7 protein-coding genes are annotated in these 9,314 nt (G+C 62.6%); 5 read left to right on the top strand and 2 right to left on the bottom strand.

The features are described from left to right. Positions 1-6 precede the first annotated feature (6 nt). The 3 genes from JQ574_RS01140 (at position 7) to fhuB (ending at position 3,999) form a co-directional block, all read left to right on the top strand. A complete protein-coding gene (locus JQ574_RS01140; protein ID WP_212208258.1) occupies positions 7-1,068 on the top strand; it encodes an alpha/beta hydrolase in 1,062 nt (353 codons plus the stop codon). Between the two features lie 80 nt (positions 1,069-1,148). Continuing rightward, complete coding sequence (locus JQ574_RS01135) at positions 1,149-2,006, top strand: ABC transporter substrate-binding protein (RefSeq protein WP_212208259.1); 858 nt, start codon at positions 1,149-1,151, stop codon at positions 2,004-2,006. Beyond that, entirely contained in the window at positions 1,993-3,999 is a 2,007-nt protein-coding gene (gene fhuB, locus JQ574_RS01130) for a Fe(3+)-hydroxamate ABC transporter permease FhuB (RefSeq protein WP_249119008.1), read from the top strand. The genes JQ574_RS01135 and fhuB overlap by 14 nt, the downstream gene beginning before the upstream one ends. 34 nt (positions 4,000-4,033) lie before the next feature. Here the strand turns inward: fhuB and JQ574_RS01125 are convergent, their stop codons facing one another. After that, positions 4,034-4,858, bottom strand: coding sequence for an ATP-binding cassette domain-containing protein (locus tag JQ574_RS01125; protein WP_212208260.1), 825 nt, complete (start codon positions 4,856-4,858; stop codon positions 4,034-4,036). 74 nt (positions 4,859-4,932) lie between these two features. After that, the gene (locus JQ574_RS01120; RefSeq protein WP_212208261.1) at positions 4,933-5,994 is read right to left on the bottom strand and encodes a siderophore-interacting protein; all 1,062 of its coding nucleotides are present in this window, start codon (positions 5,992-5,994) and stop codon (positions 4,933-4,935) included. A 322-nt stretch (positions 5,995-6,316) separates the two neighbouring features. Here JQ574_RS01120 and JQ574_RS01115 point away from each other — a divergent pair, with 322 nt between their 5' ends. Continuing rightward, positions 6,317-8,017: a cyclic peptide export ABC transporter gene (locus JQ574_RS01115; protein WP_283813672.1), complete on the top strand. Its 1,701-nt coding sequence runs from the start codon at positions 6,317-6,319 to the stop codon at positions 8,015-8,017. Positions 8,018-8,239: 222 nt separating this feature from the next. After that, positions 8,240-9,298, top strand: a complete 1,059-nt coding sequence (locus tag JQ574_RS01110; RefSeq protein ID WP_212208263.1) for a GNAT family N-acetyltransferase — start codon at positions 8,240-8,242, stop codon at positions 9,296-9,298. Positions 9,299-9,314: the final 16 nt, after the last annotated feature.

Here is a 9,314-nt window from a genome sequence, read left to right as displayed (position 1 = left end):
GATCGCATGAGCCTTGATCCCGATATCGCAGCGCTCCTCGAGATGGTCCAGCTTGGGACCGAAAGCGGTGCACGCGTTCCGTTTCCGCAACTGACCGCCATACAGGCACGCGCGGATTTCGACGCTTCTTCGCCGTTGCTCGACGTCGACCCTCCGGCGCTGGCGTTCGAACGCCAGCTCTCCCTGCCGACGCGCGATGGGGATGCCATCGCCGCGCGGCTCTACGCCCCGCGGGAGCCGGACGCGAAAAATCCCACGGCCGTTCTGCTTTACATGCACGGCGGCGGCTTTGTCGTCGGAAGTCTAGATTCGCACCAACCCTTGTGCCGCGGCCTCGCCGTCGCTAGCGGTGCGGCGGTGCTGTCGATTGGCTATCGGCTTGCCCCGGAGCATAAATTCCCGAAGGCGTTCGAGGATGCGGTCGATGCGCTGGCCTGGCTCGGTCGCGAGGGGGAGGCGGCCGGGCTGGACGCGGGCCGCGTTGCTGTTGGCGGCGATAGCGCCGGTGGAACGCTTGCCGCAGCACTTGCAATCGCAGCCAAGGGCGAGCCGAGTTTGCCGCAGCCCGTCCTGCAGGTTCTCGCCTACCCAGGCCTGAGCTCGCGGCAAGATTCGGATTCCTATAACCGGTATGGATCTGGCTTTCTGCTCGAGCGAGACACCGTCGATTGGTTCTTCCGGCAATATCTCCGTGACGATTCCGACCGCGACGATTGGCGCTTTGCGCCGCTGGCCGCGCATGATCTCTCTGGGCTGGCGCCGGCGCTTTTCGTGCTTGCCGAGTATGATCCGCTGGTCGATGAGGGGCGCGACTATGCGGCACGGCTTCGCGCCGCTGGCGTTTCCGTCGATCTCCAGATCTATCCGGGCATGATCCATGAATTTCTGCGGATGGGGAATGTCGTCGCCGATGCCTTGCAGGCGCAGGCTGCGATCGGGCAGGCCTTGGCAAACGCGTTTCGCGCCCCAGCGGCAGGGCTTGGACGGACAGGACGGTTGAAGGTATGTCATAATGGTCTTCTGTCCCCTGGCCTTGGCCGCAAGAGCTCTTTGAGCCAATTTCCATGAGCAAAAAGTCTGTAGATGTCTCCGATCGCCGGCCGTCACGCCGCGCCGTTCTCACCGCCGGCGCGAGCCTTGGCGCGGGCGTGCTGCTCGGCAACTGGCCGCTTTGCGCAACGCAAGCTGCAACATCACAGGCCGCGCCGCGCGTTGCGGCGCTCGGCTGGGCCTGTGCGCAGACGCTGCTGGCGCTCGGGGTCGTGCCGCTCGTGGTCCCGGAGATCGAGCGCTACGGCAGGCTCGTCGTCGAGCCGGCTGTCCCGTCAAGCGTTCAGGAAATCGGCCTGCGCTCGGAGCCAAATCTCGAGCTGCTGCAGAGTTTCGCGCCCGATATCATCATCATCGATCCCAGTATCACTGCCGCAATACCCCGGCTCAAGCTGATCGCACCGGTCGAGATCTTCACGATTTTCAAACCCGGCCGGCATCCTCTGGAAACAGCGCGCAGTTCGACGATGGAGCTCGCACAGCGGATCGGCATGCAGGCCGCATGCGAAGCCTATCTGGCGCGTTTCGATGCGGCGATGACAAGGTATGGTGAGCAGCTTCGCAATCGCGGCGGAAAACCGTTGTATCTCGTCAGCGAGATCGCGCGCAACCGTGCGCTGGTGTTCGGTCCGAACAGCCTCTATCAGGAGGTGCTGAACCAGTTCGGATTGAAGAACGCTTGGACCGGGCAGAGCGGTCCGTGGGGACATACCAACGTCGGCCTTGAGGTGCTCGCGGCGGTTCCGGACGCGCGGCTGATCCTGATGAGTTCACGGGTCGCAGATATCGAAGCTCTGCTCACGTCGAGTCCGGTGTTGCGAACCCTGCCGTTCCTCCGGTCGGGTCGGTTGACGGTGCTGGGAAATCAATTCTTCTATGGCGGCGTGCCGGCAGCTGAGCGCTTCGCCCGCCTTCTCGCCGAACGTCTGCCGCAGGAAAAAAATGAGCAAGGTTGAGGCGCTGCCCGCCCGCTCCGGGAGCGCGATGCATCCGGCGGTGCTGATCGGATTGCTGTTTGCGGCAGCGGCTGCGCTGACATGGCGGCATCTATCGGGGTTTCTGCCGGCGGGCGCTTGGTTGCCGGTGCTGTGGCGTCCCGAAATCAACGATCCGCAGCAGATGCTGGTGCATTACACGGTCTTTCCGCGCATCGCGGTGGCGCTGCTGGCTGGCGCAGCGCTGGGTCTGGCAGGAACGGTGTGTCAGCAGGTGCTGCGCAATCCGCTGGCCGAACCGAGCACCCTCGGTGTCCTGAACGGCGCCTATCTCGCGCTGTCCGTGACAACCCTGTGGGCGCCGTCGCTGCTCACCTTCGGCCGCGAATGGATTGCGTTGCTGGGCGGGTTCGCTGCGTTTCTGTGCGTGTTCGGTCTCACCTGGCGCCGTGCGCTATCACCGGTCGTGCTGGTGCTTGCCGGGCTGATCGTTGCTTATTATTGCGCGGTGACGACCCAGGCCCTGATATTGCTCAACCACGAATATTTAATCGGCCTGTTCATCTGGGGCGCGGGTTTCCTCAATCAGCAGGACTGGAACAACGTCCTGTTCCTGGCGCCGCGTTTCATCATTTCCTTCGCCATGATCGCGGCGATGGTGCGCCCGCTGACCTTGCTTGGCTTCGATGACGAGACCGCGCGCAATCTCGGCCTCGGCTTGACCGGCGCGCGGGTCTGCGCGCTGGGCATCGCGATCGCGCTCAGCGCCTCAGTTGTAAGCGTGGTCGGCGTAATGGGCTTCGTGGGCCTTTCGGCGCCGGCCATCGTTATGCTGTCAGGCGCGCGCCGTTTTCGCGACCGGCTGATTTGGGCGCCGCTTTGCGGCGCGCTGCTGCTGTGGCTGACGGATGAACTGGTGTTGCTGATCCCGCCCGGCTATCGCGAAATGCCGGCCGGCGCCGCCACGGCTCTGATCGGCGCACCAATGCTATTGTTGTTGCTGCCGCGGCTTCGGGCCACCGCGCCGGTCGGGAATCTGACGCCCTCCGTTCCACCACGGCTGGAACATCCCTGGCGGGTGATCTTGTACGGCCTGGTCTTGTTGTTGCTCGTGGTCTGGATCGCGCTTGCCGTCGGGGTCGGTTCAGAAGGCTGGGGTTGGAGCGGTCTGGCCGGCATCCAGGAATTTCTGCCGTGGCGCTGGCCACGCGTGGTGTCGGCCTTGGCTGCGGGGGCCACGCTGGCGGTAGCTGGTACGCTGCTGCAACGCATGACCGGAAATCCGATGGCGGCTCCAGAGGTGATGGGGATCAGCTACGGCGCTGCGATGGGTGTGCTCGTTCTCCTGTACGCGATGCCTTCCCACACCCGCGCGGCGCAGATTGCCGCCGGCGCGATCGGTGCTTTCAGTGTGCTCGGGCTGGTTCTGCTGTTCAGCCGGCGGTCCGAATTCAGTCCGGAGCGTGTGCTGCTGGCCGGCGTCGCCATGAGCGCGGCGTTCGGCGCGATCATGGCCATGGTGCTTGCGACCGGTGATCCGCGCATCGGCATGCTTCTGTCGTTGCTGGCGGGATCGCTCTATCAGATCGGTCCGACCGAGGCTGCGATACTGGCCGTCGCCGCGATCATCCTGCTGGCGATGGTGCCGATGTTGTCGCGCTGGCTCGATATCCTGCCGCTCGGTCTGGCGGCCTCGCGTTCGGTGGGCGTATCCATGGCGCGGAGCCGAATCATCATCATGCTGCTGACCGCGCTGTTGACCGCGACCGCGACCCTGATGGTCGGGCTCCTAAGCCTGGTCGGCTTCATCGCGCCGCATATGGCGCGGATGATGGGGGCGCAACGCGCGCTGCATCAGGTGGCGCTGGCTGCGCTGATTGGCGCCACTCTGATGGTGTTCGCGGACTGGGCAGGGCGGATGGTGATATTCCCGTTCCAGATGCCGGCCGGCATCTTCGCGATGATGCTCGCTGGTCCTTATCTGGTGTGGCTATTGCGCCCGCGGCGCGCGTGATCTGCTGCGATGCAAAGGCGGATGATCTGGCCCTTCATCGCGCGAAGCTGATGAGGTGGCTTTGATCCGGAGCCGGCATCACCCCCATGGGGATGCCGTAGATGGTTTCGAGTTCGGCCGGCGTCATGATCTTGTCAGGCGTGCCCCGGGTTATCAACTTGCCGGAATGCAGCGCGATGATCTCGTCGCAGAAGCGGGCCGCCATGTTGACGTCGTGGAGAACGACGACAATTCCGAGGTTGCGCTCGCGGGCAAGCTTCTGCACCAGCGACAGAACCTCGATCTGATGGGCTATGTCGAGCGCTGAAATCGGCTCGTCGAGCAGCAGGCACTCGGCGTCCTGCGCCACCAGCATGGCGATCCAGACCCGCTGGCGCTCGCCGCCTGACAGTGTGTCGACGAGCCGGTCCGCAAACGCCTCGATGTGGGTGAGCGCCATGGCTTCCGCGACCTTTTTGCGGTCGGTCTCGCCAAATCGGCCGAGCGCGCCATGCCAGGGATAACGGCCCAGCGCGACCAGCTCCTTGACCAGCATGCCGGCGGCAGGCGGGGTCTGCTGGGGCAGGTACGCTACCTTTCGCGCGTATTCGCGATCGCTCCATTCCCGCAATGGACGCCCTTCAAAGCGGATCGTACCGGAGGAATTTGGCTGCTGCCGCGCCAGCATCTTCAGCAAGGTCGATTTGCCGGAACCATTGTGTCCGATCAGGCCGACGACGCTGCGGGCGGGAAGGGTCAGAGTCAGCGGTTCGAGCAATGCGCGGCCCGCCACCGCGAAGCTGACCTGGTCCAGTTCGAACAAGGGCATGGCCGCGTCGCGCGTCGCCGGGGCGGTTTCGGTTGGCAGAACTGCGTGCATGGAAGCGCCCGGTGGAAACTATGTGATGCAAGGAGAACGCAGCCCGGCCGGTCCACGTATCGGACGCCGGGATGTCATGGCTGACGCAGGCTCCAATACGCGACCGCAAGATGCTGCTCGCGGGAAAGCTTTCGCTCATCGCGTAAATGGTTTCGCAGCGCCTTCAGCGCCTGCGCTTCGCAGGCGACCCATGCAAAGACCTCGCGATGATCGGGCCATCGCAGGGCCTTGACGGCATCGACCAGCAATTGCGTTGTCCCGGCCGGACGGTCGCCGCGATGCAGCCAACGAACCGACATGCCGGCTGGCGCGACCAGCGGAACTTCCTCGAGTTGGTCGGCGACTTCGACAAAGACCTCGCCCGTTGCCGTCGCCGGCAGTGTTTCGAGGATGCGCGCGATGGCGGGCAGGGCGGTTTCGTCGCCCGCCAGCATAAACCAGCGCGCCGGACGAATACCTCGCCCGAGAGGACCGGCCATGCCGCAAATGGCGCCGGCTTGCGCATTGAGCCCGAATGCTGAGCCAGGTCCGGCATGGTCGTGAACCACAAAATCGATGTCGATCTCGCGGGTCTGCAGATCGATGCGACGGAGCGTGTAGTAGCGGGTGAGAGGCCTGCGGTCCGGTTCGGGCCACATGATACGTCCGTCCGCGGCAGGCCACGGCCATTCAGGCTTGGCGAGGCCTTCCGGTGGAAAATACAGCCGGACGTGGAGGTCATCGTCATCCAGGAAACGTGCGATGTCGTCCCCGGTGAACGTCAGCCGGCGCATGCGGGGCGTGAGATCGATCGCCGCCTTGAGCCGTACCTCGCGGAAATTGGCCAACGTGCCGCCATCGGATTCATGGCCGGACCAGACGATCGTCGGTGCCTCATCGCCTGCGAACTCGATGACGTGGGATGCTACGACCGAACGCAGCATTTCGAGGTGACCCTTGTCGTTGGCCTCGACGCGTATCCTGAGTGTCTCGGCCTCGACGGCGAGCGAGCTGGTTCCAAACGGCAGTTTCGCCACCATCAGGCCGCCCTTATCCTCGAAGGCGATGTCATGCTCGGCCAAATGATCGATCATTCGGGCAGCGAGACCGGCGGCATCGACAAGCTGGATGCGGGTTTCGGAAACGAGCGAATCCAAAGTTATTCTCCAGTCGGGCCTGCTCCAGTCGGGCCTGCCCGATGCTGGCCTGCGAGCGCTCGATTTTCCGGGTATCGCGGTCCGATACGACGGCCGGATCTATGTCCTACGCGCTCTTCGGCTGCGATGCAAAGGGAGTACTACCCGCGCATTTTATTAAATGAGTGACCGATGACAAATTAGAATCAATCGAAAAAGGCCGGAAAATAAGCACTGGAATAGCGGTGCTGCCATCATGTATTCGCATCACTCGGGCACGGCTGTCCGTGCCACCACGGGCCGTGTAGGTTCGCTCCAGCATTAATTCAGCGCGGCACTCATGATGATCCCACCAAGCGGCCTGACCGCGCAGATACTGCATCTCCTGCGGCCGTATTGGCCGATCGTGCTCGGCGGCGTCGTCCTCGGTATTGTCGGCGGCGGCAGCGTTGCGGGGCTGCTAGCGGTCGTCAATCGCGGCCTCTATGCGTCGCAGAGCGATGTCGCGACGCTGCTTTTTGCCTTTGCGGGCCTGTGCTCGCTGATCCTGATTGGCTCGATCGGTTCCGATATAAGCGCCAACTATGTCGGACAGCGGATCATTGCCGAGCTGCGGAAGTCGCTTGCGGCCAAGATTCTGGCGGCGCCGATCGACCAACTCGAGATTTACCGCACCCATCGCCTGATCCCGGTTCTCACCCAGGACGTAGACACGATCAGCGATTTCGCGTTCTTCTTTTCGTCCTTCTTCGTGTCTGTCGTCATCACTTTCGGCTGCATGGTCTACCTGGCGGTATTGTCGTGGCCGCTGTTTCTGATCACGGGATTGGTCATCATCCTGGGTTCGCTGGTGCATGCCTTTGCGCGAACGCGAGGGGTTCGGGGCTTCAATGCCGCCCGCGACTCGGAAGATGAGTTGCAGAAGCACTACCGGGCGATCGCGGAGGGCGCGAAGGAATTGCGCCTGAACCGCATACGCCGGCAGCGCGTGTACGTCGACAAGCTACAGCGTACCGTCGACCAGATCAGCGCGGTGCAGATCAAGTCGATCAATCTTTTCGTCACCGCACGGGCCTTCGGTACGATGCTGTTCTTCGTGGTGATCGGCGTGGCGCTGACCCTGCGGCCATTCCTTTGGCCGGACAGTCCGGCCTCGGTCTCCAGCGGTTTTGTGCTGGTGCTGCTCTATATGCGAGGTCCTATCGACCAGGTGATAGGCATTCTGCCCGCGCTCGGCCGCGCACAGGTGGCGATGCGCCGCATCGCCGAACTCTCGGAACAGTTTTCCACGCCTGAACAGGATTTGCTGGCTGCGCCTTCGACCGCACCGGAAGCATCGGCCAGGATCAAATCAATCGAACTCCGTGGGGTGTCGTACGCCTTCCGCACCGTGCCCGGCAGCAATCCTTTCGTGCTTGGGCCGATTGACCTGCATATCCGACAGGGGGACATCGTTTTCATTGTCGGCGAAAATGGCAGCGGAAAAACCACGCTCATCAAGCTGCTGCTGGGCCTTTATGCCCCGCAGAGCGGCGCGGTGCTTCGCGATGGCCTGTCGGTCGTAACGGAAACCCGCGATGACTACCGGCAGCTCTTCACGACAATCTTTTCCGACTACTACCTGTTTGAAGATCTTTTGCAGGGAGCGGGAATGGTGCCCGATATCGCGGAGCGGTATCTTGAGCGATTGGAGGTCGCGCACAAGGTTTCGGTTGAAAATGGCGTATTCACGACGACGGATCTGTCCACTGGCCAGCGCAAGCGGCTGGCTCTGATGAATGCCTGGCTCGAGGAGCGGCCGGTCCTGGTGTTCGATGAGTGGGCGGCGGATCAGGATCCGGCGTTCCGGCACATCTTCTACACCGAACTGCTGCCCGACCTGAAGCGCCTGGGCAAGACAATCATCGTGATCTCACATGACGACCGTTATTTTGGCGCGGCGGACCACCTTGTGCGGCTCCGGCATGGCAAGATTGTCGCTGGCGAGGCGAAGGCCCATAACGTCATGGAGCCGTCATCTGTTCCAACCGGTGCGCCTCTTTAGACCTATTTATTCTCTCGGAAAATTTGAATCTAAGTTCGGCGCCACCGGCGCTGGCCTTGAACAAGGCATGCCACGTCCCGGCCTGGTCATTCATTGGTTTTGTAAGGAATCTAAACTGGGTGCGTTGGCATTCCTTGTCATCCTGCACGGGAGTGATTTACATCGCGTGCGTGAGCGAAGATCGCGTCTTGTTTAAAGCAATCACGTCAATACGAGTGCCGGATGAACAAAGCGTCGAGCTCCGCGAAAGATCCTCATGCGTTTCCGGTCGGGCCACGCGCCGCCGCGACAGTCCTTCAAGACGGTGCGGACCTGCAGGTCGTCGCTGGTGGCGCCACGATGATGCGTCTGCGTCTCGATGAGCAGCTGGATCATCTGAAGATGCTCGATGCTCCCGACGATCCGCGACTTGCGGTGCGGGCGGTTTCAGCGGCTGCAGAGGCAATGTTCGGATGGCGCCCGGGTCTCGACCGTGTTTTTCTGGATTCGGTCCCGGAACCGATTGCGCGTGAACTGCTGGACCATGGCATCGCTGTCGTGGCTGGAAGCAACCTCGTGCTGCTTCCGGATTTGGTCATGCAGCGTCGTGACAACTGGCTGGTCGATGCCGAGCGGCCGCCAATGCCGCAACTGCACGTCATGACGGACGGCAAACGGCATCCGCGACGTCCGCAAAAACCGGTGGGGATGGTGTATGCCCGCTTCATTCCCTGGCTCGCCGAGGTCATCTCGTTCCGTGTTGCGGATCTGAATGATGATCTTCATTTGCTGCACCGTTGGATGAACGATCCTCGCGTCGACGCCTTCTGGGACGAAGCCGGCGATCTCGAAAAGCATCGGAAGTATCTGTCCACTATCCTGGCTGATCCGCACATGCTGCCGCTGATCGGCTGCTTCGGCGACGCGCCGTTCGGCTATTTCGAGGTCTATTGGGCCAAGGAAAACCGTATCGCGCCGTTTTACGATGCCGATGATTATGATCGCGGCTGGCACGTTGTCGTCGGAGAGGACGCCTATCGTGGTCGCCGCTACATCAGCGCGTGGCTGCCGTCGCTGATGCACTACATGTTCCTGGATGATTGCCGTACGCAGCGGATCGTCGGCGAGCCGGCGGCGGCGCATTCGCAACAACTCCGCAACCTCGAACTCTCGGGATTCGCGAAGATCAAGAATTTCGATTTCCCACACAAGCGGGCCACCCTGGTCATGCTGCAGCGCGAGCGCTTCTTTGGTGACCGGCTGTGGCTACCGGCTATGGCCGGTCCGGCACCCACAGCCTAACGCGCGAACGGAGCGC

This window comes from Bradyrhizobium sp. AUGA SZCCT0158, from assembly GCF_018130065.1.
Lineage (GTDB): Bacteria > Pseudomonadota > Alphaproteobacteria > Rhizobiales > Xanthobacteraceae > Bradyrhizobium.
This window is presented reverse-complemented; position numbering and strand designations above follow the sequence as displayed.